The 25,103-nt window shown below is 66.6% G+C and carries 18 protein-coding genes; 8 read left to right on the top strand and 10 right to left on the bottom strand.

What is annotated here, in order from left to right:
• Window positions 1-8 precede the first annotated feature (8 nt).
• From gnd to rpiA, 4 genes are all read right to left on the bottom strand, one after another.
• Window positions 9-992 carry a phosphogluconate dehydrogenase (NAD(+)-dependent, decarboxylating) gene (gene gnd, locus NLI89_RS01565; RefSeq protein WP_254685395.1) on the bottom strand — a complete coding sequence of 328 codons (984 nt, stop codon included), beginning with the start codon at window positions 990-992 and terminating at the stop codon, window positions 9-11.
• A gap of 127 nt (window positions 993-1,119) precedes the next feature.
• Window positions 1,120-2,244: a transaldolase gene (gene tal / locus NLI89_RS01560; protein ID WP_254685394.1), complete on the bottom strand. Its 1,125-nt coding sequence runs from the start codon at window positions 2,242-2,244 to the stop codon at window positions 1,120-1,122.
• Window positions 2,244-4,334 (bottom strand): transketolase, encoded by a 2,091-nt coding sequence (tkt, locus tag NLI89_RS01555; RefSeq protein ID WP_254685393.1) that lies wholly within the window; start codon window positions 4,332-4,334, stop codon window positions 2,244-2,246. Before tkt ends, tal begins: the two co-directional genes overlap by 1 nt.
• Before the next feature lie 70 nt (window positions 4,335-4,404).
• The gene (gene rpiA, locus NLI89_RS01550) at window positions 4,405-5,085 is read right to left on the bottom strand and encodes a ribose-5-phosphate isomerase RpiA (protein WP_254685392.1); all 681 of its coding nucleotides are present in this window, start codon (window positions 5,083-5,085) and stop codon (window positions 4,405-4,407) included.
• A gap of 451 nt (window positions 5,086-5,536) precedes the next feature.
• On the opposite strand from rpiA, the gene NLI89_RS01545 reads away from it, so the two are divergent.
• From NLI89_RS01545 to NLI89_RS01535, 3 genes are read left to right on the top strand one after another with little or no spacing between them, the layout of a single operon-like run.
• Window positions 5,537-6,772 (top strand): efflux RND transporter periplasmic adaptor subunit, encoded by a 1,236-nt coding sequence (locus NLI89_RS01545; protein WP_302675550.1) that lies wholly within the window; start codon window positions 5,537-5,539, stop codon window positions 6,770-6,772.
• Between the two features lie 6 nt (window positions 6,773-6,778).
• On the top strand, window positions 6,779-10,063 hold the full coding sequence (locus tag NLI89_RS01540; protein ID WP_254685391.1) for an efflux RND transporter permease subunit: 3,285 nt from the start codon (window positions 6,779-6,781) through the stop codon (window positions 10,061-10,063).
• Complete coding sequence (locus NLI89_RS01535) at window positions 10,060-11,649, top strand: efflux transporter outer membrane subunit (RefSeq protein ID WP_254685390.1); 1,590 nt, start codon at window positions 10,060-10,062, stop codon at window positions 11,647-11,649. The genes NLI89_RS01540 and NLI89_RS01535 overlap by 4 nt, the downstream gene beginning before the upstream one ends.
• Before the next feature lie 345 nt (window positions 11,650-11,994).
• Here the strand turns inward: NLI89_RS01535 and NLI89_RS01530 are convergent, their stop codons facing one another.
• Both NLI89_RS01530 and NLI89_RS01525 read right to left on the bottom strand, forming a co-directional pair.
• Entirely contained in the window at window positions 11,995-12,552 is a 558-nt protein-coding gene (locus NLI89_RS01530; protein WP_254685389.1) for a transcriptional regulator, read from the bottom strand.
• A gap of 5 nt (window positions 12,553-12,557) precedes the next feature.
• Window positions 12,558-13,697 (bottom strand): Gfo/Idh/MocA family protein, encoded by a 1,140-nt coding sequence (locus NLI89_RS01525; RefSeq protein ID WP_254685388.1) that lies wholly within the window; start codon window positions 13,695-13,697, stop codon window positions 12,558-12,560.
• Window positions 13,698-13,900: 203 nt separating this feature from the next.
• Here NLI89_RS01525 and NLI89_RS01520 point away from each other — a divergent pair, with 203 nt between their 5' ends.
• The 3 genes from NLI89_RS01520 (at window position 13,901) to NLI89_RS01510 (ending at window position 20,074) form a co-directional block, all read left to right on the top strand.
• Window positions 13,901-16,555, top strand: a complete 2,655-nt coding sequence (locus NLI89_RS01520; RefSeq protein ID WP_254685387.1) for an EAL domain-containing protein — start codon at window positions 13,901-13,903, stop codon at window positions 16,553-16,555.
• Window positions 16,556-17,101: 546 nt separating this feature from the next.
• Window positions 17,102-17,827, top strand: a complete 726-nt coding sequence (locus tag NLI89_RS01515) for a haloacid dehalogenase type II (RefSeq protein WP_254685386.1) — start codon at window positions 17,102-17,104, stop codon at window positions 17,825-17,827.
• Window positions 17,828-17,944: 117 nt separating this feature from the next.
• Window positions 17,945-20,074: a hybrid sensor histidine kinase/response regulator gene (locus NLI89_RS01510; protein WP_254685385.1), complete on the top strand. Its 2,130-nt coding sequence runs from the start codon at window positions 17,945-17,947 to the stop codon at window positions 20,072-20,074.
• A 47-nt stretch (window positions 20,075-20,121) separates the two neighbouring features.
• Here the strand turns inward: NLI89_RS01510 and NLI89_RS01505 are convergent, their stop codons facing one another.
• Both NLI89_RS01505 and NLI89_RS01500 read right to left on the bottom strand, forming a co-directional pair.
• Complete coding sequence (locus tag NLI89_RS01505; protein ID WP_254685384.1) at window positions 20,122-20,868, bottom strand: thermonuclease family protein; 747 nt, start codon at window positions 20,866-20,868, stop codon at window positions 20,122-20,124.
• A gap of 449 nt (window positions 20,869-21,317) precedes the next feature.
• Complete coding sequence (locus NLI89_RS01500) at window positions 21,318-21,983, bottom strand: outer membrane protein (protein ID WP_254685383.1); 666 nt, start codon at window positions 21,981-21,983, stop codon at window positions 21,318-21,320.
• Between the two features lie 298 nt (window positions 21,984-22,281).
• On the opposite strand from NLI89_RS01500, the gene NLI89_RS01495 reads away from it, so the two are divergent.
• The gene (locus tag NLI89_RS01495; protein WP_254685382.1) at window positions 22,282-22,488 is read left to right on the top strand and encodes a hypothetical protein; all 207 of its coding nucleotides are present in this window, start codon (window positions 22,282-22,284) and stop codon (window positions 22,486-22,488) included.
• A gap of 34 nt (window positions 22,489-22,522) precedes the next feature.
• Here the strand turns inward: NLI89_RS01495 and NLI89_RS01490 are convergent, their stop codons facing one another.
• Both NLI89_RS01490 and NLI89_RS01485 read right to left on the bottom strand, forming a co-directional pair.
• Complete coding sequence (locus NLI89_RS01490) at window positions 22,523-22,867, bottom strand: DNA primase (RefSeq protein ID WP_254685381.1); 345 nt, start codon at window positions 22,865-22,867, stop codon at window positions 22,523-22,525.
• A 79-nt stretch (window positions 22,868-22,946) separates the two neighbouring features.
• Complete coding sequence (locus NLI89_RS01485; protein ID WP_254685380.1) at window positions 22,947-24,206, bottom strand: multidrug effflux MFS transporter; 1,260 nt, start codon at window positions 24,204-24,206, stop codon at window positions 22,947-22,949.
• Window positions 24,207-24,334: 128 nt separating this feature from the next.
• Between NLI89_RS01485 and NLI89_RS01480 the strand changes: the two genes are divergently transcribed.
• Window positions 24,335-24,832 carry a hypothetical protein gene (locus NLI89_RS01480; RefSeq protein WP_254685379.1) on the top strand — a complete coding sequence of 166 codons (498 nt, stop codon included), beginning with the start codon at window positions 24,335-24,337 and terminating at the stop codon, window positions 24,830-24,832.
• The last annotated feature ends 271 nt before the right edge of the window (window positions 24,833-25,103 follow it).

Below are 25,103 nucleotides of genomic sequence, written 5' to 3'. Positions count from 1 at the left end.
TTGCGCACTCACTGCGGCATCTCGACATGACCGCCAAAGCCATAGCGCATCGCCGACAACAGCTTGTCACCGAACGTATGGTCGACCCGGCTGCGATAGCGTGCGTAGAGCGCGGCGGTCAGCACGTTGGCCGGCACCTTCTCCTCCATCGCCGCGTCGATCGTCCACTGGCCCTCGCCCGAATCCGCGACGCTGCCGCTGAATGCGTCGAGCTTGCCGTCCTTCGCCAGCGCGATCGCCGACAGATCGAGCAGCCACGACGAGATCACGCTGCCACGACGCCAGACTTCGGCGACATCGGTCAGGTTGATGTCGAAGCGCTGGTCCTCCGCGACATGCTCGCCGGACTTCCCCTTGAGGATGTCGAACCCCTCGGCATAGGCCTGCATCAGGCCGTATTCGATGCCGTTATGCACCATCTTGACGAAGTGCCCGGCGCCCGACGGGCCTGCGTGGATATAACCCTTCTCGGCGCGCGGATCGGCCTGGCCTTCGATACGGCCTGGCGTGCGGACGATGTCGCCCATGCCCGGTGCGAGCGTCTCGAAGATCGGATCGAGGTAATCGACCGTGTCCTTGTCGCCGCCGATCATCATGCAATAGCCGCGTTCGAGGCCCCACACGCCGCCCGACGTGCCGACGTCGACATAGCGGATGCCCTTCTCGGCCAGTTCCTTCGCGCGGCGGACGTCGTCCTTGTAGAAGCTGTTGCCGCCGTCGATGATGATCTCGCCCTCGGCGGCCTTGGCCGCGATCGTCTGGACGGTCTGCTCGGTCGGCTCGCCCGCGGGCACCATGACCCACCAGATCGCCGGGGTGTCGAGCTTGCCGCGCATGTCATCGAGCGACTCCGCGCCGATTGCGCCATCGGCGGCGAGCTTCTTCACGGCTTCGGCATCGCGGTCATAGGCGACGACCTCATGGCCGTCCTTCATCAACCGGCGCGCGATATTGCCGCCCATCCGGCCGAGGCCGATCAGTCCGATCTTCATAGATAATTCCTTACTTACCCCTCTCCCCTCCGGGGAGAGGGTTGGGGTGAGGGGTAGTTGGCGAGGACAGCGCTCGCGGCGCCCCTCACCCCGGCCCTCTCCCCGCAGGGGAGAGGGTGCAGAAGGACTACGCCGTCGCGGGCTGCTTCTTCGCAATCGAGCCGAGCAGGTCGTCGAACGCCTTCACGAACGACGCGACGCCTTCTTCGACCAGCTTGCCGGTCACGCCGTTCAGGTCGAGACCCAGCCGCTCGGCTTCGGCGAGCGTGTGCTTCGCGCCGTCGACGTCCTGCGTGATCGTCTCCGCCGCGGTGCCGTGGTCGCGGAACGCATCCATCGTCTTCGGCGGCATCGTGTTGACCGTGTCCTTGCCGATCAGCGTGTCGATATACAGCGTATCCGGATAGCTCGGGTCCTTCACGCCGGTCGACGCCCACAACAGCCGCTGCGGCTGCGCACCCTTGGCGGCGAGCGCCTGCCAGCGATCCGACTTCAGGAAGTCGAGATACCATTGATACGCCATCTTCGCGTTGGCGATCGCGACCTTGCCGCGGACCGCCTTCAGCGCGTCTGCCTCGGCATCGCCCTTCTCGACGCGCGCATCGATCTCCTTGTCGATCGACGTGTCGATCCGGCTAACGAAGAAGCTGGCCACGCTGGCGATCCGGTCGATCGGATGGCCGTCCGCGACGCGCTTCTCAAGCCCCGCCGCATACGCCTCGGCAACGCGCACATAGGCGTCGATCGAGAACAGCAACGTGACATTGACGTTGATCCCTTCCGAGATCGCAGTCGAGATCGCCGGACCGCCCGCGAGCGTCCCCGGAATCTTGATCATCAGGTTCGGCCGGTCGACCATCCCCCACAGCTTCTTCGCCTCGGCGATCGTCGCGTCGGTATCGTCCGAGATGTACGGCGACACCTCCAGGCTGACATAGCCGTCCTTCGCGTCGAGCCTGTCGTACACCGGCTTCAGCGTCTCCGCCGCCGCCTTGATGTCCTGAATGGCAAGATGCTCGTAGCGGTCGATCGTCGCCGCGCCGGGATGCTGCTTGTCGTACTCCGCCAGCGTCGCGTCATACGCGTCGCCATGCCCCATCGCCTTTTCGAAGATCGACGGGTTCGACGTGACGCCAGTCAGCCCATCCTCGTCGACCAGCTTCTGGAGGCCACCGGCCTCCAGGAACTTCCGGTCGACGAAATCGAGCCATACCGCCTGGCCGAAGCCTTCGAGATCGTTGAGCGCACCCATCACTTGGTCTCCATAACCTGGCGGGCGACCTTGACGACATTGTCGACGGTGAACCCGAACTTGTCCTGCAACTTGGCGAGCGGTGCGGACGCACCGAACGTCGACATCGTCACGGTCGCGCCGTCGAGCCCGACATAGCGGTCCCAACCGATCGACCCGGCCATCTCGATCGCGACCCGCGCCCGCACGTTCTTCGGCAGCACGCTTTCCTTGTACGCGGCGTCCTGCAATTCGTAGCGATACCAGCTCGGCATCGACACGACCCGGCTCTTCACGCCGTCTGCCTTCAGCTTCTCGTGCGCGTCGACCGCAAGCGACACTTCGCTGCCGGTCGCGATCAGGATCACGTCGGGCGTGCCGTCACAGTCGGCGAGCACATAGCCGCCCTTTTCGAGCCCGTCGGCGCTGGCGTACTTGGTCCGGTCGAGCGTCGGAAGCGCCTGGCGCGACAGGACCAGCGCGGCGGGCGTGCTGGCGTCCTTCAGGACCGCCTTCCACGCCGCGACGACCTCGTTCGCGTCGCTCGGACGGATCGTGTCGAGGCCGGGGATCGCGCGCAGCGTGGCGAGATGCTCGATCGGCTGGTGCGTCGGGCCGTCCTCGCCGACCCCGATCGAGTCGTGCGTGAACACCCAGACGGTACCGACTTCCATGATCGCCGACAGGCGCACCGGCGCCCGCATATAGTCGACGAACACCAGGAAGGTAGAGCCGTAGGAACGCAGGTGCGACAGCGCCATGCCGTTGACGATCGCGCCCATGCCATGTTCGCGAATGCCGAAATGGAAGTTCCGGCCGGCGTAATTGTCGCCTTCGAACGATGGCTGGCCCTTGATATCGGTCTTGGTCGACGGCGCGAGATCGGCGGACCCGCCGATCAGCCACGGCACCTTCGCCGCGATCGCGTTGAGCACCTTGCCGCCGGAATCACGGCTGGCGACGCCCTTGGCATCCGCCTCGAAGGTCGGGATATCGGCATCCCAGCCCTCGGGCAGCTCGTCCTTGAGCAGCAGGTCGAGCTCGGCCGACAGCTCGGGATAGGCGCTCCGATACTTGTCGGTCAGCGCGACCCACTCGTCGCGCAGCTTCGCGCCACGCCCGGCGATCGCACCGTTGAAATGCTCGATCACGCCGTCCGGCACGTAGAACGACTTGTCTTCGGGCCAGCCATAGGCCTGTTTGGTGAGGCGGATATTTTCCTCGCCGAGCGGCTCGCCGTGCGCCTTCTCGCTGCCCGCCTTGGGGCTGCCGTAACCGATCACCGAATGCACGACGATGAAGGTCGGCTTGTCGGTGGTCGCCTTGAACGTCTCGATGGCGCGGGTCAGCGCGGCGGTGTCGTTGGCGTCGTCGACATGGATGACGTTCCAGCCATAAGCATCGAAGCGCAGGCCGACATCCTCGTCGAACGCCAGATCGGTCGCGCCCTCGATCGAGATGTGGTTGCTGTCGTAAATCCAGCAGAGGTTGCTGAGCTTGAGATGACCGGCGAGGCTCGCCGCCTCGGCCGAGACGCCCTCCATCATGTCGCCGTCGCCGCACAGCGTGTAGACGTCATGGTCGAACAGCGTGAAGCCATCCTTGTTGTAGCGCGCCGCGAGCCAACGCTCGGCGATCGCCATGCCGACCGAATTGCCGCAGCCCTGGCCGAGCGGGCCCGTCGTGGTCTCGACGCCGGTGGTGTGGCGATATTCGGGGTGGCCCGGGGTCTTGGACGACAGCTGACGGAACTGCTTGATATCCTCGAGGCTGACCGCCTCCTTGCCGCTCTTCTCACCGTCCGCGCCGATCTCCTCGATCTTGGCGAGGTGGATCAGCGAATAGAGCAGCATCGACGCATGGCCGACCGACAGCACGAAGCGGTCGCGATTGGGCCAGTCGGCGTGCTTGGGATCATAGCGAAGGAACTTCGACCAGAGCGTATAGCCGACCGGCGCGAGTGCCATGGGGGTGCCGGGGTGGCCCGAATTGGCCTTCTGCACCGCGTCCATCGACAACGTGCGGATGGTATCGATCGTGAGGCGTTCGGGTGAACCATCCTCGTGGAGCATGGGGTCCGCCTTGGGGGCAGCGGTTGCGGTATCGGTCATGGAAGAAAGCCTCGCTCTAGACTGTGACCGAACGCCGCGCATCCGATCTGGTTGCCAAGATAGGGTGGCTTTACGCGGATGCACCCGCCCGTTCCAGTCGCGTAACGACGCCATTCGTTGCAATATACGCGCCGTCGACCTCGTCGAGGAACAACCCGTGGCCGAGAATGCCGGGGATTGCGGAGAGCGTGGCGGCAGTTGCGCGGGGGTCTTCGAGGCTGACGAAGTGACAGTCGATAACGAGATTGCCTTGGTCCGTCAGGTAGTTGTCGCGGACCGTTGGGGCGGCATCCATGTCGGTCAGCACGCGCATGACATAGGCGATGGCGAACGGCAGCACCTCGACCGGCAGCTTGGCCGCACCGATCCGCTCGACCTGCTTGGAGCCGTCGGCGATCACGACCATCCGTGCCGAGCTTGCGGCGACGATCTTCTCCCGCAACATCGCGCCGCCTGCGCCCTTGATCGCGAAGCACCGCGAGTCGATCTCATCCGCGCCGTCGATCGTGAGGTCGACGCGCGCGACGGCGGCGAAGTCGAGGACTTCGATGCCGACCTCGCGCGCGAGTTTGTCGCTGGCGTCGGAGGTGACGACCGCACGGATTGCCAAGCCCTGAGCCACGCGATCGCCCAGCGCCCGGATCGCGAACGCCGCGGTGGAGCCGGTGCCGAGTCCGACCAGCATCCCCATTCGAACTTCAGCGACGGCGGCAACCGCGGCGGCCTTCTTGTCGTCATCGATCGAAGCCATCAGCCCACCCCATCCGTCATGCCGGGCTCGTTCCGGCATCCACTGCTCAACGCACCCGAGAGAATTTGGTTTGGAGGACACGCACAACAAGCACCACCCCGGCGAAGGCCGGGGCCCAGTTGGAAAGGTTGCAGTAACGACGGATTGCGCTTCATTGGCAACGTCCCCAACTGGGCCCCGGCCTCCGCCGGGGTGGTAGCTATGGGCACGGGGCACTTCTCATCTTGTTCTCCCGCGAAGGCGGGAGCCCAGTCTGGATCCCCGCCTTCGCGGGGAAACAATCTTCGTGGTTCGGCGAGCGCTCTCCCCGCGACACCCCCCACACAAACAAAACAGGTTACTCTTCCTACCCTATTTCGCACACCCGCTTTTCAACTGACATACTTCTGGTACATCCTCGTGGTTTAGCCCGACCAACACCTGCCCCACCGATCGCGAGCGGATACCAAACTTGATAGCCACACGATTTTCCACGCGGCAGTGCGCCCTCCTGCTCGTACCCGCGCTGGCGCTAGCTGCCTGTTCGGGCGGCGGCGAAAAGGCGCAAGGCAAGGGCAAGGGCGGCCAGCCTGGCCAGGGCACGCCCACCGTCGGCTATGTCGTCGTCCAGCCGACCAGCGTCGCGATGACCACCGAACTCAGCGGCCGCACCACTGCGTTCGAAAGCTCGGACGTGCGGCCCCAGGTCACCGGCATCATCCGCCGCCGCTTCTTCACCGAGGGCACGCTCGTCAAGAAGGGCCAGCCGCTCTACGAGATCGACCCCCGCCTCTATCGCGCCGCCGCCAACGAAGCGCAGGCCAACCTCCAGAGCGCGCGCGCCAACCAGCAGGCGCAGACTATTCTCGCCCAGCGCTACAAGCCGCTCGCCGAGATGGAGGCGATCAGCAAACAGGATTACACCAACGCGCTCGCCACCTCGCGCCAGGCCACCGCCTCGGTCGCGCAGACCCGTGCGGCGCTCGAAACTGCGCAGATCAACCTCAAGTTCACGACCGTCCCCGCGCCGATCACCGGCCGCATCGGCCGCTCGCTGTTCACCGTCGGCGCACTGGTCTCGGCGACGCAGACCGATCCGCTCGCGCAGATCCAGCGACTCGACCCGATGTTCGTCGATATCCAGCAATCCTCTGGCGACCTGCTCGCGCTGCGCCGTTCGCTCGGCCGGAACGGCATCGTCGCGACCCGCGCCGAAGTCCGCCTCACGCTCGAGGATGGCAGCGAATATGGCGCGACCGGCACCGTCCAGTTCGCCGAGGCGCTGGTCAACACCGAGACCGGCACCGTGACGCTGCGCGCGCGCTTCCCCAATCCGCAGGGGCTGCTGCTCCCCGGCATGTTCGTCCAGGCGAAGTTCGCGCAGGCGATCAACCAGCGCGCGTTCCTCGTGCCGCAGGCGGGCGTGTCGCGCGATGCCAAGGGCAATGCGACGGTCTATGTCGTCGATGCGAACAACAAGGCGGTGCAGAAGACTATCAAGGCCGACCGCACGCAGGGCATGTTCTGGGTGGTCACCGGCGGGCTCAACCCCGGCGACCGGATCATCACGCAGGGGCTGTCGAAGATCGCCCCGAACCAGGGCGTGAAGCCGGTACCCGAAACCGCCGCGCAAAAGATCGAAGCGCCCAAGGGCACCTCTGATGACGGGTCCTCAGGCGGCCAATCCAGCCAGAAAAAGGCCGGCTAAGCCCTTATGTTGTCCCGTGTCTTCATCGATCGCCCGATCTTCGCCTGGGTGCTCGCGATCATCGTGATGCTTGGCGGCATCGGTGCGATCATGGCGCTGCCGATCGCGCAATATCCCGACGTCGCGCCGCCGCAGGTCTCGATCCGCGCCAGCTTCCCCGGCGCCAACGCACAGACGATCCAGAACAGCGTCACGCAGGTCGTCGAGCAATCGCTGACCGGCATCGACGGGCTGATCTATTTCAGCTCGTCCTCCTCGTCGCGCGGCTCGGTGACGATCACCGTGACGTTCGAAAAGGGCACCGATCCCGACATCGCGCAGGTCCAGGTCCAGAATCAGGTCCAGCAGACACTGTCGCGCCTCCCCACCCAGGTCCAGCAACAGGGCCTCGTCGTGCGGAAATCGAACCCGGACAACCTCCTGATCGTCGGCGTCTATGACGAGACCGACAAGCTGACCAACCAGGACGTGTCGGACTATCTCGTCTCGAACCTCCAGGATCCGCTCGGCCGCATTCCCGGCATCGGCGACAGCAACGTGTTCGGCGCGCAATATGCGATGCGGATCTGGCTGAACCCGAACAAGCTGGCGAGCTTCCAGCTGATCCCGAGCGACGTGACGACCGCGATCCAGGCGCAGAACACCGAAGTCGCCGCCGGCGAACTCGGCGGGCAGCCGCAACCCGACACGCAGATGCTGAACGCGACCGTCACCGCGCAGTCGCGTCTCCAGACGCCCGAGCAGTTCGCCAACATCATCCTGAAGACCACCAACGACGGCGCCACCGTGAAGCTGCGCGACGTCGCCCGGATCGAGCTGGGGGCCGAGAACTACAACGCGCGCAGCCGCATCAACGCGCATCCAGGGGCCGGCATCGCGGTGCTGCTCGCGCCCGGCGCCGACGCGCTCAAGACCGCCGAACTGGTCAAGGCCTATGTCGCGGACGCGTCGAAGCGCTTCCCGCCCGGCCTGAAATACGCCTATGCCAACGACACGACGAACTTCATCAAGCTGTCGATCGACGAGGTCGTCGAGACGCTGATCGAGGCGGTCATCCTCGTCGTCATCGTGATGTTCGTGTTCCTGCAAAGCTGGCGCGCCACGCTGATCCCGACGATCGCGGTGCCCGTCGTGCTGCTCGGCACGTTCGGCATCTTCTATCTCGCCGGATTCTCGATCAACACGCTCACGCTGTTCGGGCTCGTGCTCGCGATCGGGCTTCTCGTGGACGATGCGATCGTCGTGGTCGAGAATGTCGAACGCCTGATGGAAGAGAATCCCGAGATGACGCCTCGGAAGGCGACGATCGAATCGATGAACGAGATCACCGTCGCGCTGGTCGCGATCGCGCTGGTGCTGTCGGCGGTGTTCCTGCCGATGGCGTTCTTCGGCGGCTCGACCGGCGTGATCTACCGCCAGTTCTCGCTGACGATGGTGTCGGCGATGGTGCTGTCGGTGCTGGTCGCGCTGATCCTCTCCCCCGCCCTCACCGCGACTCTGCTCAAGCAGAAGAAGAAGGACGCCGAGGGCAACCACGAGAAGAGCTGGGGCGAACGCAAATTCCCGAAGGTGTCGCATTTCTTCACGCGCGCCGGCGACAAGTTCAATTCAACCTTCGAGAAGGGCACGCAGAAATACACCCGCGGCGTGCAGTCGGTGATCGACCGTAAATGGCTGTTCCTGCTGATCTACGCCGGGACCGTGGCCCTGCTGGCGGTGCTGTTCCTGCGCCTGCCGACGGGCTTCCTGCCGACCGAGGACCAGGGCACCGGGATCGTCCAGTTCCAGCTTCCCGCCGGCGCCACGCAAGGTCGCACCTTCGCGCTGCAAAAGCAGATCGAGCAATATTACCTGACCAACGAGAAGGCGAACGTCGGCACGATGTTCACCGTCAGCGGCGGCGGCGGCGGCGGCGCGAGCGGCCAGAACACCGGCCAGGGCTTCATCTCGTTCGCGCCCTGGGACGAGCGCAAGGGCAAGGAGAACACCGCCGACGCGATCACCGGTCGCGCCTCGCAGGCGTTTGCCGGCTTCCGCGACGCACAGGTCTATTCGCTCGTGCCGCCCGCGATCCGCGGCCTCGGTTCGTCCAACGGCTTCACGATGGAGTTGCAGAACAGCGGCAGCCTCACCCAGACCGAATTCAACGCCGCGCGCGACAAGCTGCTGGCGCTCGCCCGCGCCGATCCGTCGCTGACCGCGATCCGGCTCACCGAACTGCCCGACGTCGCGACGCTGCGGGTCGATGCGGATCAGCAGAAGCTGTCGGCGCTGGGACTGACGCAGGCGAACGTGAACTCGACGCTGTCGACCGCCTGGGGCGGGCAATATGTGAACGACTTCATCGACCGCGGCCGCGTGAAGCGCGTCTATGTCCAGGGCGACGCACAGTTCCGCGCGCAACCGTCCGATCTCAGCCAGTGGTTCGTGCGCGGTTCGAACGGCCAGATGGCGCCGTTCTCGTCCTTCGCCAAGACCAGCTGGGGCCAGGCGCCGACGACGCTGTCGCGCTTCAACGGAATCTCGTCCTACGAAATCCAGGGGTCGGGCGCGCCCGGCGTGAGTTCGGGCGACGCGATGGATAAGATCGCCCAACTCGCCGGCCAGATCCCCGGTACGTCGGTCGCGTGGGCGGGGCTCTCCTATCAGGAGCGGCTCTCCTCGGGTCAGGCACCGATCCTCTACGGCCTGTCGCTGCTCGTCGTGTTCCTGTGCCTTGCCGCGCTGTACGAAAGCTGGACGATCCCGATCGCGGTGCTGCTCGTCATTCCGCTCGGCCTGGTCGGCGCGATCCTCGCGGTGACGCTGCGTGGCCTGATCAACGACGTCTATCTCCAGATCGGCCTGCTCACGACGATGGGGCTGGCCGCCAAGAACGCGATCCTGATGATCGAATTCGCCGAGCAGGAGGAGAAGAAGGGCAAGCGCGTCATCGAGGCGGCGATGTCCGCCGCCAAGATCCGTCTGCGCCCGATCCTGATGACCTCGTTCGCGTTCATCCTCGGCGTGTTGCCGCTGGCGCTGTCGACCGGTGCGGGCGCGAACAGCCGCATCGCGATCGGCACCGCGGTGGTCGGCGGCATGCTGACCGCGACGATCCTCGCGATCTTCTACATACCCTTGTTCTTCGTCCTCGTCCGCCGCGGCGCGCGCGACGGCATCGCCAAGCTGCGCGGTCGCCCGACCGGCTTCCATGGTGGCGAGCACCGCGACGACGGAAACAACGGCGATCACAATGAACCGTTGGGCCCGCCCGAACCACAGGGCCCCCACCGGCCGGAGCCCGCATGATGCGCTCGCTAGTCCTGATCCTCGCGGCGTCGACCGCGCTCGCCGGTTGCTCGCTCGCGCCTAAATACGCGCGGACCGAACTTCCCGTGCCGCCGTCGCTCCCGGTCGGCGATGCGTACCTCCGCCAGTCCGAGGCGACGCTGCCGGCGATCACCTACCGCGACGTGTTCCGCGACCCGCGGCTCCAGCAGATCATCGTCCAGGCACTGGCGAACAACCGCGATCTCCGCGTCGCCGCCGCGAACATCGCCGCGACCCGCGCGCAATACCGCATCCAGCGCGCCGACCTCCTGCCGCAGATCGACGGCACCGGCCGCTACACCTATTCGGGCGGCGGCAACGGCACGCGCAACACAGCCACGAGCGGCACGGGTGGCAATACCGGCACGGGTACCGGCGGAACCGGCACGGGCACCGGTGGGACGGGGACCGGCACGGGCGGCGTCGGAACGGGCACCGGCTCGACCGGCTCGGTCGTCAGTTCGTCCAGCTCGAACAGTGCTTTCTCGGTCGATCTCGGCACCACCGCGTTCGAGCTCGATCTGTTCGGCCGCATCCGCTCGCTGACCGGCGCTGCGCTCGATCGCTATTTCTCGACCGAGGCCGCCGCCCGCGCGACCCGCCTGACGCTGGTCGGCGACATCGCCGACGCGTGGCTCACCTATGCCTCCGACCGCAGCCTGCTCAAGATCGCGCAGGACACCGTCGCCAGTTCGCAGCGCAGCGTCACGCTGACCAATGCCCGCCTGCGCGGAGGCGTCGCGCCGCGCACCGATCTCCGCCAGGCGCAGCAGATCCTGTTCACCGCGCAGTCCGATCTCGCGCAGCAACGCACCGCGCTCGCGCAGGACGTCAACGCGCTGCAATTGCTCGTCGGTGCGCCGGTCGACGCCGCGCTCCTGCCCGAGTCGATCGAGCAGGCGCTGCCGACCGTCGCCACGCTGCCGGCGGGGCTCGACAGCAGCATCCTCCTGCGGCGCCCGGACGTCGTGCAGTCCGAGTATGAACTGCGCGCCACCAACGCCGAGATCGGCGCGGCGCGCGCGGAACTGTTCCCGCGGATCTCGCTGACCGGAATCCTCGGGTTCGCGAGCACGTCGCTGACCTCGCTGTTCAGCGGCGGCGCGTTCAACTATTCGGTCGCGCCCTCGGTCAGCTACCCGATCTTCCGCGCCGGTGCCGGGATCGCCGGGGTCGCCTATTCGAAGGCGCAACGCGACGCCGCGCTCGCCACCTACGAAAAGACGATCCAGACCGCGTTCCAGGAGACCGCCGACGCGCTCGCGCGCCAGGGCACGATCGCCGACCAGCTTAAGGCGAACCAGAACTTCTCGGCCGCGGCGCAGGACACGTACCGCCTCACCGACGCGCGCTACCGCGGCGGGATCGACACGTTCCTGAGCTCGCTCGACGCGCAACGCTCGCTCTACACCGCGCAACGCAATCTGGTCGCGACTCAGCTGGTCAGCGCCAGCAACCGCGTGACGCTGTACCGGGTGCTGGGCGGGGATTCGACGCTGGAAGCGACCGCAAACGGCCCGCAACCGGTGACGCAGAGCGGCGCGCCGCGCGCAGAAACGGACTGAACGCGCCCAACCCGTCATCCCAGCGAAAGCTGGGATCTCTCGGTCAGGCGGGCGCTGCGACCCAAGCGGGATACCCCAGCTTTCGCTGGGGTGACGAATGGGGGCAACGCGTTGATTCAACTCCGGACAACACACGCCTCCTTGTTCTCCCGCGAAGGCGGGAGCCCAGTCTGGGTCCCCGCCTTCGCGGGGAAACAGGGTTTGAACGTGTTGCGGCTTCGGTCTCTCCTGAGACATCCACCCCGGCGGAGGCCGGGGCCCAAGTGGCAAGGTCGCAGTAACGAAGCGCTGCATGCAGTTACCAACCTCTCCCAATTGGGCCCCGGCCTTCGCCGGGGTGGTGCCTTAAGACAGGTACTCCCCCGCCCGCCTCTGCGCCTCGACCCGCACCTCCAGCCACTGCGCCAACTCCGCCTCCGCATCCGCCAGCGCCCGGTGATCCGGCACCCGCCCGTTCCGCCGCTGCGACACTTCGCCGACCACCTCCCGCGCGAGAGCCTCCCGCACCGCCGCCGGCTCCACACCCGCGAGGCACGCCCGCGCCGCCTCCAACTGCGCCGCGTCCGTATCGCGCAACCGCAGCACCCGCTTCGGCTGCCCGCCAGCCCGCAACAGCGTGCTCAGCCATTTCCCATCCCAGGACGGGGCGCTGGCAAGCAGGTCATGCCCCGCCAGCACCTCGACCATCCGCGCAGCAACGAGCCGGTGGTCCTCGCCCTCTTCCTCCAACACCCGCCGCTCGATCCCGTGGATCGCCTGCGCCGCCGGATCCCAGTCGGTCCACTCCGGCGCAGGCTTGATCAGATGGCTCTCCGACGCACCGTCCTCGAACACCCACGCCACCTCGATCGGGTAGCTCTTCTTACCCAGCGACGACGCTTCGAAATCGAGGAAGGCGAGCATGCCGCTCAGCCGGTCGGGCTGGCGGCGTGAACGAGCTTGGGCTCCTTGATCGGCGACAGGGTCTGCTCCTGCTCCGCCGAAATCCGGCGTGAGCGCACGAACGGCGGCAACGTCACCGGCCCGCGCGTCTCCAGCGCCTCCAGCACGCCCTCGATCACGCGGAGATCGGCAAGCCCCTCCTCGGCATCGGGCTCGGGATCGCGATCCTCGAGGATGCAGTCGGAGAAATAGCGCATCTCGCCACCGAACTGGTCGGTCGGCTTGAAGCTCTCATGGCTCTTCTTCTCGCCGATCGTCACGCGCTGCTCCATCGCGTCGCCGAAGCCATAGGCCGGGTCCATGTGGATGCTGCCCTCGGTGCCGGTGATCGTCAGGCTGTCGACGTTGTTGGCCGCATAGGAGACGGTGAACTGCGCGATCCGGTTGCCGGGAAACCGCAACGTCACCGCGAACGTGTCGTCGAGGTCTCCCAACCCCAGTTCAGGATGCCGCGTGGCGACGGCCGAGACCACTTCGGTCGGCTCGGCCCCGAACAGATAGCGAGTCGCGTTGATCGGATACGGCGCCATGTCGAACAGCGGCCCGGCCTGCACGCCGTTCTTCACGCGGTGATTGGCCGGATCGACCTTCTGCGTGAAGCACGAGGTGAACGCGATCAGCTCGCCCAGTTCGCCGCTCCGGATCCGCCGGATCGCATCGAGCGTCGAGGGTTCGAAATGCAGCCGGTACGCGGTCATCAGCTTGGCGGACGATGCGCGCTCGGCGTCACGGATCGCCTCGGCCTTCTCGACCGAAATCTCGAGCGGCTTCTCGGACAGGACGTGGATGCCCGCCTTCAGCGCCGGGATCGCGAACTCGGCATGCCGCCAGTTCGGCGTCCCGAGATAGACCGCATCGATCAGCCCGGAGGCGAGGAGTTCGTCGAACTGGTCGTAGCGATAGGTCGCCTCGACGCCGTAGGTCTTGCCGAGTTCACGCGCCTTGACCGGATCGTCGGTGACCAGCGCGGTGATCTCGGAATTACCGGTATGCGCGACGCCGGGCATCATCGATGCCTGCGAGATGTCGCCGAGCCCGACGATCGCATAGCGGACCTTCTTCTTGCCCAGTCCGAGGGCGGCGGTGATGTTGGAAACGACGCTCATGGGGAATGCCTCGCAAAAGGGAATCGGACCCTCAACGCGACAGCACGCATAGCTATCCCCAGAACTAAACTTCCTGTTTACGCTTAAAAAACCACTTCGGGTCGATTGGTGGACGACCGGGTACCACGACCGCGTTCGCTCCAGCCCTGGGGCCTGCGTCGCCGCATAGGCCCGGACCGTCTCGAATCCGCAGGATACCCCCGATGTACGCGCCGCTTCCCACCGCCGATCGCCGTGCGCATAGCCGCCCGCACGGCCTTGCCCTGCGCGGGCTGTTCGGGCTGAGCGAGGACGACCGCGATCAGGTGACCGATCTGTTCGTGCTGAAGCTCGCGCAGATCGCCGCGGTCTGGCCGTTCACGCTGGCGATTCAAGGCATCGCCTGCGCGTTGCTGATCGGCCTGGCCGCATTCGGCGTGGACGATACGCAGGTCGGCATCATCGGGATCGCCGCGCAGTGCGCGATCCTTCTGGCGGCCTCGCTGTCGATCTTCGCGACCGTCCGCCTGCCGGCGCTCGTCGCGCTCGCGCCCTACAAGCGCAACCGGATCGTGACGCTCTGCGCGGCGGCGATGGCGGCGATGCTGACCGCGCTGCTGTGGGTCATCACGTCGGCGCCCGACGGTCCGATCCGGTTCACCGACGCGGTCGCGGTGGCGGGGACGATCGGCATCACCGCGGTCAGCCTCCACCCGGTCCGCGCCGCATCGCTCGGCTTCGGCGGCGGGCTGGTGCTGACGCTGGCGGTCCTCGCCGGGCCCGGCATCCCGGTGGCGATCGCCTTGCTGTTCCTCGGCTGCCTGATCGCGGCAACGCTTCGCCTCGCGCGGATCGACCACGCGCGCGAACTCGATCGCGCGGCGGCCTCGAACGCGGGCTGCGTCGCGGTCAAGATGATCGCCGAGTTCGAACAGCACGGCGCCGGCTGGTTCTGGGAAGCCGACCGCCAGGGCCGCGTGACCTATCTCTCGGCCAAGGTCGCGCGCGATCTCGTCCCCTCCGGCAGCGCGATCGGCCAGTCCCTCACCGACCTGTTCCAGATGGACAGCGACACGCCCGGCACCGAGCGCACGCTCGCCTTCCACATCTCGTCGCGGACATCGTTCTCCGACTATTCGGTCTGCGCAGCGGCGTCGGACAGCGACCGCTGGTGGTCGATCTCGGGCCGTCCGGTAGTCGACGACCTCGGCCGGTTCCAGGGGTTCATCGGCTCGGGCAGCGACCTGACCGAACAGCGCAAGTCGGAGGCGGAGATCACGCGGCTGGCGCTGTTCGACGGCCTCACCGGGCTCGCCAACCGCCAGCGGATGCGAATCTCGCTCGAAAAGACGCTCGCGCAGAACACCGGGCCGTACCGCGCTACCTCGCTGTTCCTGATGGACCTCGACCGGTTCAAGGCGGTCAACGACACGCTGGGTCATCAGGCCGGCGACGCGTTGCTGCAACAGGTCGCACAACGGCTCCAGCGGGGGGTCGGCGGCACCGGGCTGGTCGGGCGGCTCGGCGGCGACGAGTTCAAGGTGGTGCTGCCCGGCATCGACAATCGCGACACGCTCGCCGATCTGGCGCGCGATCTGATCGCGTCGCTGTCGCAGCCCTATTTCATCAGCGGCACCGCAGTCACCATCGGCTGTTCGATCGGCATCGCCATCGCGCCCGACGACGGCGAGGATTCAGAGACTTTGGTCCGCAACGCCGACCTCGCGCTGTATGCCGCCAAGGGCGACGGCCGCGGCGTCCACCGCTTCTTCGCCGACGAGATGCTGGCGGGCGCGCGGACTCGCAAGCTGCTCGAGGACGATCTGCGCATCGCCGTGTCGGAGGGCGCGTTCCACCTGTGCTACCAGCCGGTCGTCAGCACGGACTCGGTCCGGATCGTCGGCTACGAGGCGCTGATCCGCTGGAACCATCCGACGCGGGGGTTCGTCTCACCCGCCGACTTCATTCCCGTGGCGGAGGAATGCGGGCTGATCGAGGCGATCGGCGAATGGGTCCTGCGTACCGCGTGCAGCGAGGCGGCGCGCTGGCCCGACACGATCCGCGTCGCGGTCAACGTCTCGCCGATCCAGTTCGCCAACCCGGTCCTCCCCGCACTCGTCACCAGCGCGCTGGCGCAGTCGGGGATCGCCCCGGGCCGGCTCGAACTCGAGATCACCGAGGGCGTCTTCCTCGACGAGACGCGCTCGTCCGAACAGATGTTCAGGGCGCTCAAGGGCGTAGGCGTCCGGCTCGCGCTCGACGATTTCGGCACCGGCTATTCGTCGCTCGGCTATCTGCGCAACGCCCCGTTCGACAAGATCAAGATCGACCAGTCGTTCGTGAAGGGCGCCGCCGAGCCGGGCAACCGCAACGCCGCGATCATCAAGGCGATCGTCACGCTCGCCGACACGCTCGGCATGGAGACGACCGCCGAGGGAGTCGAGGTGCAGGACGAGATCGACCTGCTGCGCGATCTCGGGTGCAGCCACATCCAGGGCTATGTCTATGGCCGCCCGGTCCGCGCGGAAGAGGCGCTGCGGCAACTGGGCGTCGAGAACGGTGCGGCAACCGCCAGCGGCTTCAAGGTCAGCCGCGCCCGCCGCCACAAGATGCTCCGCTCCGCCCGCATCCTGCTCGACGGCATCCACGGCGACGTCCGGATCCGCGACATCTCGACCTCGGGCGCGATGCTCGACGGCCTGAAGTTCGACGGCAACCCCGACGGCATCGAGATCCAGATCGAACTCCTCGAAAACCAGATGACCCCCGCCCGGGTCCGCTGGGCGCATGGCGGCAAGGCGGGGATCGAGTTCGACGAGGCGTTCAATCTGGACCGGCTGAACCCCGGCCAGGCGGCTCGCATCCGCCGGGTGGGGTGACGGGGGGCGTGTCAGGTTAGCGCCTCTCCCGTCACCCCAGCGAAAGCTGGGGTCTCGTGCGGCAGGCTCACGCGCGACAACCGGAAGACCCCAGCTTTCGCTGGGGTGACGGGCTTTTCGGGGTGACGGGCTTTTCTGGGGTGACGGGGTCTGTTTGGTGACGGTCTTGTTCTGCGGGGAATGTCTTGTTGTGCGGGGAATGGCTTGCGGGGACTGATCGGGTTGGCTGACGGACTTGTCTTGGCCGACGGATCGGCGGCAGCGGGCCGCGGTGAGAGGGGAGATCGGAAACACCACCAACCACCCCGGCGAAGGCCGGGGCCCAATTGGCAAGGTCCAGGTAACCGCGCGCAGCATACGCCAATGCGCCGCTCCCAATTGGGCCCCGGCCTCCGCCGGGGTGGTGGATAGCCTGGTGGTAGATGGCCTGGTGGTAGATGGCGGGGTGGGAGAGGACTCGGGTGCTGGACAGCCCGAAGTGCCACATAGGGACGCACTCACGCCCCCCGCTCGGAACCAACCGCCCCCCAATACCGTCTCTCCCCCATGCCCCAGCGCACCCCCATCAAGGCCCTCGCCTTCGACGTATTCGGCACCGTGGTCGATTGGCGCTCCGGCATCGCCCGCGACGCCGCGCCCGTTCTCGCGCGGCTTGGTCGCAGCGACATCGACCCGCACGCCTTCGCCGACGGCTGGCGCAAACGCTATCAGCCCTCGCTCGAGGAGGTCCGCAGCGGCCGCCGCGCGTTCGTGATCCTCGACACGCTCCACCGCGAGGCGCTCGAAGACCTGCTCCGCCACCACGGCATCGCCCCTGCCGCGCTCGACGAAGCCACGCTCGTCGACCTCACCCATGCCTGGCACCGCCTCGATCCCTGGCCGGACTCGGTCGAAGGCCTCACCCGCCTCAAGACCCGCTACCCGATCGTCACGCTCAGCAACGGCAACATCGCGCTGATGCTCGACATGGCCCGCCGCGCGCGCCTTCCCTGGGACGCGATCCTCGGCGCCGAAGTCAGCCGCGTCTACAAGCCGCTCCCCGAATCCTACCTCGCCACCGCACGCATGCTCGCGGTCGACCCCGCCGAACTCTGCCTCGTCGCCGCCCACCACAGCGACCTCGCCGCCGCCCGCGCCGCCGGCCTGCAGACCGCCTATGTCGATCGCCCACTGGAATATGGCGGCCGCCCCGCGCCCGATGCCGACGACGCGCAGGACTGGGAGTTCAGCGTCGACAGCCTGACCCGACTTGCCGACGAGCTGTGCCGATGACCCGCCGACCCGTGGCGGCCGGAGTCGTGCAACCGGTGGATTATGGCGCCCCGAGCCGGTATCGACCCGATATCGGAGTATACTTCGGCGCGGCGTGCGACCCGGCAGGACTCTGAGATGACGACAGACGTGAACTCCCCGGCGGGACAGCCGACCGCTGCAGCCGATTTCCTCACCGGTGGCGGCGAGATGGCGGCGATGATCCGCACGCACGACTGGTCGTCGTCGCCGCTCGGCCCGATCGAGCAATGGCCGCAATCGCTGCGCTCGATCGTGTCGCTGATGCTCGCCTCGGAATTCGCGATGTGCGTCGCCTGGGGCCCCGAACTCGGCTTCCTCTACAACGATCATTACGCGCGGATCCTCTACGACAAGCACCCCGCCGCGCTCGGCGGTCGACTCGATGTCATATGGTCGGAACTCTGGTCGGATATCGGCCCGCTCGTCGACCGCGCGCTCGCCGGCAAGGCGTCGTTCTTCGAAAACCTGCCGCTGGTCACCAATCGCAAGGGCTATGACGAGCAGACCTGGTTCACCTTCTCCTATTCGCCGGTGCGCGACGAAAGCGGCGCGGTCGCCGGCATGTTCTGCTCGACCTATGAAAGTACCGAGCGGGTCCTGATCGAACGCGCGCTCCGTGACGAGCGCGAGCGGATGGGCCAGATGTTCGCCCAGGCGCCGACCTTCATGGCGATGTTGCGCGGGCCCGATCACCGCTTCGAACTCACCAATCCGGGCTACGACAAGCTGGTCGGCCACCGCCCCGTGCTTGGCCGCACCGTCGCCGAGGCACTGCCCGACGCGGTCGAGCAGGGTTTTCTCGAACTCCTCGATCATGTCTACGCGACCGGCGAGGCGTTCACCGCGTCCGGCATGCTCTATGCGGTACAGGCCGCACCGGGCGGCCCGGTCGACGACCGCTATCTCGATTTCGTCTACCAGCCGATCCGCGATGCGAACGGCGAGGTCGTCGGGATCTTCGTCGAGGGCGCCGACGTCACCGCCCGCAAGATGCTGGAGCGCGACCTGCAGGCGCTCAACGCCGACCTCGAACAGCGCGTCCGCGATCGCACGCAGGAACTGGTCGAGGCGCAGGAAGCGCTCCGCCAGGCGCAGAAGATGGAGGCGGTCGGCCAGCTCACAGGCGGCATCGCGCACGATTTCAACAATCTGCTGCAAGGCATCACCGGCAGCCTCGAGATCGTCCAGCGCCGCGTCGCACAGGGCCGCGTCGGCGAACTCGATCGCTTCATCACCGGCGCCACCACCGCCGCCAACCGCGCCGCCTCGCTCACCCACCGCCTGCTCGCCTTCTCGCGCCGCCAGCCGCTCGATCCGCGGCCGGTGAAGGCCAACCCGCTGGTCGCATCGCTGGAGGATCTGCTCCGCCGCACGATCGGCGAACGGATAGAGTTCGAGATGGTGCTCGGCGCCGGCCTGTGGACGACGCTGTGCGATCCGAACCAGCTCGAAAACTCGTTGCTCAATCTCGTCATCAACGCGCGCGACGCGATGCCGCACGGTGGCAAGCTGACGATCGAGACCTGCAACGCGCATCTCGACGATCACTTTGCCGCCAGCCAGCGCGACGTGCGGCCCGGCCATTATGTCTGCATCTGCGTCTCGGACACCGGCACCGGCATGTCCGCGGACACCATATCGAAGGCGTTCGAGCCGTTCTTCACCACCAAGCCGATCGGCCAGGGCACCGGGCTTGGCCTGTCGATGATCTACGGTTTCGCCCGCCAGTCGGAGGGCTATGCGAAGATCTACAGCGAAGTCGGCCAGGGCACGACGGTCAAGCTGTACCTTCCCCGCCATTACGGCGAGGCGGAGCAGGACGAGCCGCTTCCCGGACTGACGCAGGACCACGTCACCGATGCTGGCGAGATCGTGCTGGTGGTCGAGGACGATGCCGTCGTCCGGTCGCTGATCGTCGAGGTGCTGGGCGAACTCGGCTATCAGGCGGTCGAGGCGCATGACGGCCCGACCGGTCTCGAACGGCTACGGACGATGGAGCGGATCGACCTGCTCGTCACCGACATTGGCCTGCCCGGCCTCAACGGTCGCCAGGTCGCCGACGCCGGTCGCGCGATGCGACCGGGGCTCCGCGTGCTGTTCATGACCGGCTACGCGGAAAACGCGGCGCTCGCGGCGGGCTTCCTGGAGCCGGGCATGTCGATGGTCACCAAGCCGTTCGCGATGGAGGCCCTCGCGACGCAGATCCGGACGATCATCGAGGGATAGCGATCCGCAGCGACGGCTGGTGAATGGTCAGGATGACCCTGCCGGGATCAGCCCGACTTGCGCCAGCCACACCAGCCGGCGCGCTTGCCGCCGCCATAGCGGCGCGCGAGGCCGGCCTGCACGAGCAGTCCGCCAAGCGACTCCCCGTTGCGCTCGACGATCCGCAATTTCCGTCCATAGCGGTCGACGTCGCGCTTGATCGGGACCAGCGTGAACGGACCGGCGTTCAGCAGCGCCTGCATTTTCAGCGTCGCGGCCTTGCCGGCGCGCGCTTCAGCGGCACAGCGCGGCGGGTGAGTCTCGGGCGTGTCGATGTCGGCGATCCGGATCTTGGTGCCCGCCATCCAGAACGTGTCGCCATCGACCATGCAGTCGATTCGCTTGGCATGGCCGCAGATCGTGAAACGCGCCGATACCGGCTTGCCACCCGCCAAGGCCGACGCAGCAGCGGCAGCAGCCGAGGCTGCCGCTGCTGCGACCGGGGCAGCAGCTGTCGGCGCTACCGGTGGGGCGGCGTCCGTGGGTCGCCCCCAGCCGCCGGGCACGCGCAGCCGTCCGGCGGGCCATTGGATGCCGAATCCGGTCGGCCACTCGATCTTCAGGCCGGGCGGCGCCAGTGCCGACCAGTCGATCTGGCGTATCACCGGCATCATCAACCCGATCAGTACGCCGTAGAACACCAGGCGGAGCTGCAGCAGGACCCCGGGCGCGGGGCGGCGGGCCGATCCACCGCGACGCGTGGCGCCTGCGCGGTCGCCCGTCAGCAACCGCATGAAATCAAACACATACTCCATCGTCCCTCGCGCGTACGCGCGCGCGCGACGATGTCACTGTGGACAGCCCGCGACTTGCGGCGAGCGGAGTCAGAAACGAGGCGAACGCATCGTGAACATCGCGCGCACGGTGTCCGGAACGGAAATCGGAGCGGCGCTGTGAATATCGGGCGAACGCGCGAGATTTCGCTGTCCTACACCCGTTCGACATGCCCAGTTCGGCGCATGCCAGCCCCGTTCCAGCGCCGTTCCAGCCCTGCTCGTCTCGGGCCCTTCCCCATACGCGCGTCGGTACACGTCGCCGTGCACACTCTCACGCAGAACCCGTGCATACACGTGCGAGCGTCTATACTTTCTATACTTCACTCGCCAACCCACTGGAAACGCAGACACACGAAGGGCGGGAAATGGCCCTAGCCATTCCCCGCCCCCGTTACGCGTCCAGCTTATGCCTCTTGCGAGGCAAGGGCTTAGAAGTGCGTGATGATGCCGAGCATCGGACGGAAGCTCTGCGCGTCGCCGAAGGTGTTGACCTCGGCGCGGATGCGGAAGCCTGCGTTGCCGGTGATGCCCTTCAGGCCGATGCTCTGCGGACCGACTTCTGCGCCGATGCCGTAGGTGATCGCGCTGTAGTCACGGTTGGTGTTGCCACCGTTGGTCGACAGTGCCGAGAACTTGTCGAAGTTGACCCACTGGTAGCCGACCTTGCCGTAGATCAGGCCGCTGTCGCCAGCGCGGAAGCCGAAACGGCCTGCTGCGCCATATTCCCAATCGATGTTGCCTTCGATGCCCTTGATGACGTTGCCTTCAGCACCGACGAACACGGGGCCGAGCGGGATGTTGACGCCGAGGACGCCCTGAACCAGCGAGCCCGATGGCTTGTAGCTGCGACGGGTCGAACCATCGGCGTTCAGCGCCTGCGGGATGCCGTGGCCGCGCTCGTTGTCGAACTGCTCCCAACCGCCCATGATGCCGAAATACGGCTCGATGCCGAAAGCCTTCGAGCCGTCCGGAGCGGCTGCTTCGCCGGGCTGCGCGCTGTTGTCGGTGGGGGCCGGTGCCGACATGTCCTGCGCGAAGGCGGGAACTGCGACCGTTGCAGCGGCGAGGGCGATTGCCAGGGAAAGCTTACGCATGTGAGTTTACCTTATACCGTATGTTGCGTGGATCCCCGACTGCACGGTGCGTCGGTTTGGTCCAGGCATGTCGAAACAGGCCGGCGAGCACATGGTTGCACAAAAAACGTCACATTCAGGGAACTGTTCCGTTGTGTTGCGTTACAGCAACGGTTCCTGTCAGTTGGATGAACGAACCATGTCAATAACGGCGCTCAAGCTGCCAAAATACAGCGGAAAAGTGGCAGAAAACAGCCTGCGCCCGAGCTAAGGCAATTCGTTCACGCGCCGGTGAGACCCGGTGTGCAATGCAGCATGAATGGGCTTTTCGCGTCTTTTTCGCAGCCGCTGGGCGGCGCTGGTCTGGTCGGCAGGAATCCTGTGGACCGCCTATAACGTCGCCGCCGATGCCCCGGAACCGCCGACGAACGCTGCGTCGGGAGGGGCGACCGCGCAACCGGGCGATGCGACCGGCGCGGCGTTCGACGCCCGCGATCTCGCCGTGCTGGCAAACGCGGGCGGATAGCGACGCGCCCGCTCTGGGGCGCGTCGCGTACGGATCAGGGCTTCAGCGCGACGTCGTCGGCATCGTCCAGGTCTTCGTCGTCGTCGATGCTGCCATCGTCGAGTTCGTCCTGGACGTCGTCCTCGTCCATGTCGTCCTCGTCCATCGTGACGGAGGAGTCGGTCTCGCCGACCTCTTCGGAGTCCATCTTGGTCTCGTCGATCGACTCGTCGTCCGTGTCATCTTCGCCCAGATCGGGTTCGAGGTCGGTCAGGATGATGCCGTCGCTAGGGCCATTGCGGGTCGCTTCGAGGATTTCTGCGCGCTGGCTCTCGTCATAGCCCTCTTCGTCATAACCGTCGTCGCCCGAACCGGCACTCGGCACCTGATGTCCGCCCATGGTCACACTCCCTCGTTCCAGGATGCCCGCGTGTTGCGAGCCTACCGGATGCGAACGGTGGACGTGCGCGGTGGTTCCTTCAAGCTCGGACGGGCGCCGTCGACGCAGGCCGGAACAAGCGACCCCGCTCGGTGATCAGGATCGCGACCAGCGCGGCGAGCCCTGCGACCAGGAACCCCGCGACCAGCGGCACCGTCGTGCCGTTGAACGCCTGCCCGATCAGCGCGCCGATGACAGCGCCGATCGTCACGCTCAGGAACCCCTGCACGCTCGATGCGGTGCCGGCGATCCGGCCCATATTCTCCATCGCCATCGCCGAGAAGTTCGACGTCGCCAGCCCGAAACAGCCAAGCGTCAGCGCCTGGAAGACAGCAAAGCTGACCAGCGTCTCGAAGCCGATCTCGATCGCGAACAGATGCACCAGCGACACCAGGATCAGCACCGACAGAGCGCCGTGGCTGATGAGACGCGTCCCCAGCCGCATCACGATCCGCGAGTTGAGCAGGTTGCACGCCGCCATCGTCACCGACGTCGTCGCGAAGATCAGCGCGAGCAAGGTCGGCTTGTGGAACACGTCCGCCATGATCTGCTGGATCGAATTGAGATAGCCGTACAGCGCGCCCATCAACGCCGTCGACGCGAGCGTGTAGCCCAGCGAATTGCGGTCGACGAGCGTCTGCTGCCAGTCGCTCAGGATGCGGCGGGGGGTAATAGGCAGAACATTCTCAGGCGCCAGCGTCTCCGGCATCCGCAGGTAGAACCACACGAACACGCCGAGCGTCAGCACCGCCACGGTCCAAAAGATCGCGCGCCAGTCGCCGAACTGGAGCACCGTCCAGCCGAACGTCGGCGCCAGGATCGGCACGATCATGAACACCATGAACGCAATCGACATCACCCGCGCCATCGCCCGCCCGTGATAACAATCGCGGACCAGCGCGATCGTCGCCACGCGCGCCGCGGCGATCACCGCGCCGCCGAACGCGCGTGCGGCCAGCAACAGCGTGAAGCTGCCCGCGGTCGCGCAGGCGACATTGGCGATGATATACAGGACGAGCGACCACAACAGCACGGTCCGCCGCCCGAACCGATCTGCGAGCGGCCCGTGGACGAGCTGCGCCACGCCGAAACCGATGACGAACGCGGTCACCACGAACTGCCGGCCGTTTTCGGTCGCGACGCCGAGCGAGTCGCCGATCGCCGGCAGTGCGGGCAGCATCGAGTCGATGCCGAGCGCGGTCAGCGACATCAGCGAGGCGACGAGCGCGACGAACTCGACGAAACCGATCGGCGCGCCGCGCATCGCCGGCGCGTCGGATTGGGGATCCTGGGTCTGCATGATGCGTGCGCCTTTACCCGCTCGGCCGGCCTTGCGAAACCCGCTAACCGGCGCAATCCCGAGATGATTGCGCGATACGCCGATGCCTCCTATCTGTATTGTCATAGCAACACACTTCGGAGGCATCCATGATCCGCCCACTCTTTCTCGCCGCCGTCGGTCTCGCCAGCGCGCTTGCACTAGTCGCCTGCGACCGCTCGAACGAGGGCGCGTCGGTGTCGATCAACGCCGATGGCGGCAACGTGCTTGGCGCGATCAACGGCGAGACCGGCGAGATGAAGATCGACGTCCCGGGCTTCCAGGGCACGGTGAAGCTGCCGAAGATCAAGATCGACACCGGCAATTTCGATCTCAATGGCGTGCGACTGTATCCGGGGTCGTCGATCAAGACGCTGAACATCGTCGGCGACGACAAGGCCGGCGGCCTCCGCGTGGCGTTCGCCAGCCCGGCAACGCCGACGATCGTCCGCGACTGGTTCGCACAGCGGCTCGGCAAGGTCGGCTACCAAGTGCATGCGGAAGGCTCGAACCTGGTCGGCACCACCGACGAGAACAAACCCTTCCGCCTCGAACTCGCCCCCGACGGCACCGACAAGGCAACCGGCACGATTGTCATAAGCGGCTGACGCTCCCCTTCCGTCATGCCGGGCTTGTTCCGGCATCCACGGTTCCGCAAACCCGAAAGACGTGATGGCGCGGAACCGTGGCCCCCGGAACAAGTCCGGGGTGACGGAGTGGCGGCCCTAGTATCCTCCCCCGCTAGGGGGAGGTGGCTGGCGCTTGCCAGACGGAGGGGGAGGAATGTGCAACGCCTGCTCCGTGTCCTCCCCCTCCGTCACCTTCGGTGCCACCTCCCCCTGGCGGGGGAGGATCATTGGACATCAGATAATGTACCAA

It is taken from the genome of Sphingomonas faeni (assembly GCF_024273235.1).
In the GTDB taxonomy this organism is placed as follows: Bacteria; Pseudomonadota; Alphaproteobacteria; order Sphingomonadales; family Sphingomonadaceae; genus Sphingomonas; species Sphingomonas faeni_A.
This window is presented reverse-complemented; position numbering and strand designations above follow the sequence as displayed.

Bases quoted from the DNA above. Each gene is read 5' to 3' on its own strand.
- NLI89_RS01495 (WP_254685382.1), top strand. From the start codon at position 22,282: ATGGGCTTTTCGCGTCTTTTTCGCAGCCGCTGGGCGGCGCTGGTCTGG.
- NLI89_RS01505 (WP_254685384.1), bottom strand. From the start codon at position 20,868: ATGGAGTATGTGTTTGATTTCATGCGGTTGCTGACGGGCGACCGCGCA.
- NLI89_RS01525 (WP_254685388.1), bottom strand. From the start codon at position 13,697: ATGAGCGTCGTTTCCAACATCACCGCCGCCCTCGGACTGGGCAAGAAG.
- NLI89_RS01480 (WP_254685379.1), top strand. From the start codon at position 24,335: ATGATCCGCCCACTCTTTCTCGCCGCCGTCGGTCTCGCCAGCGCGCTT.
- NLI89_RS01500 (WP_254685383.1), bottom strand. From the start codon at position 21,983: ATGCGTAAGCTTTCCCTGGCAATCGCCCTCGCCGCTGCAACGGTCGCA.
- rpiA (WP_254685392.1), bottom strand. From the start codon at position 5,085: ATGGCTTCGATCGATGACGACAAGAAGGCCGCCGCGGTTGCCGCCGTC.
- NLI89_RS01535 (WP_254685390.1), top strand. From the start codon at position 10,060: ATGATGCGCTCGCTAGTCCTGATCCTCGCGGCGTCGACCGCGCTCGCC.
- tkt (WP_254685393.1), bottom strand. From the start codon at position 4,334: ATGACCGATACCGCAACCGCTGCCCCCAAGGCGGACCCCATGCTCCAC.
- tal (WP_254685394.1), bottom strand. From the start codon at position 2,244: ATGGGTGCGCTCAACGATCTCGAAGGCTTCGGCCAGGCGGTATGGCTC.
- NLI89_RS01540 (WP_254685391.1), top strand. From the start codon at position 6,779: ATGTTGTCCCGTGTCTTCATCGATCGCCCGATCTTCGCCTGGGTGCTC.
- NLI89_RS01510 (WP_254685385.1), top strand. From the start codon at position 17,945: ATGACGACAGACGTGAACTCCCCGGCGGGACAGCCGACCGCTGCAGCC.
- NLI89_RS01485 (WP_254685380.1), bottom strand. From the start codon at position 24,206: ATGCAGACCCAGGATCCCCAATCCGACGCGCCGGCGATGCGCGGCGCG.
- NLI89_RS01520 (WP_254685387.1), top strand. From the start codon at position 13,901: ATGTACGCGCCGCTTCCCACCGCCGATCGCCGTGCGCATAGCCGCCCG.
- gnd (WP_254685395.1), bottom strand. From the start codon at position 992: ATGAAGATCGGACTGATCGGCCTCGGCCGGATGGGCGGCAATATCGCG.
- NLI89_RS01490 (WP_254685381.1), bottom strand. From the start codon at position 22,867: ATGGGCGGACATCAGGTGCCGAGTGCCGGTTCGGGCGACGACGGTTAT.
- NLI89_RS01530 (WP_254685389.1), bottom strand. From the start codon at position 12,552: ATGCTCGCCTTCCTCGATTTCGAAGCGTCGTCGCTGGGTAAGAAGAGC.
- NLI89_RS01515 (WP_254685386.1), top strand. From the start codon at position 17,102: ATGCCCCAGCGCACCCCCATCAAGGCCCTCGCCTTCGACGTATTCGGC.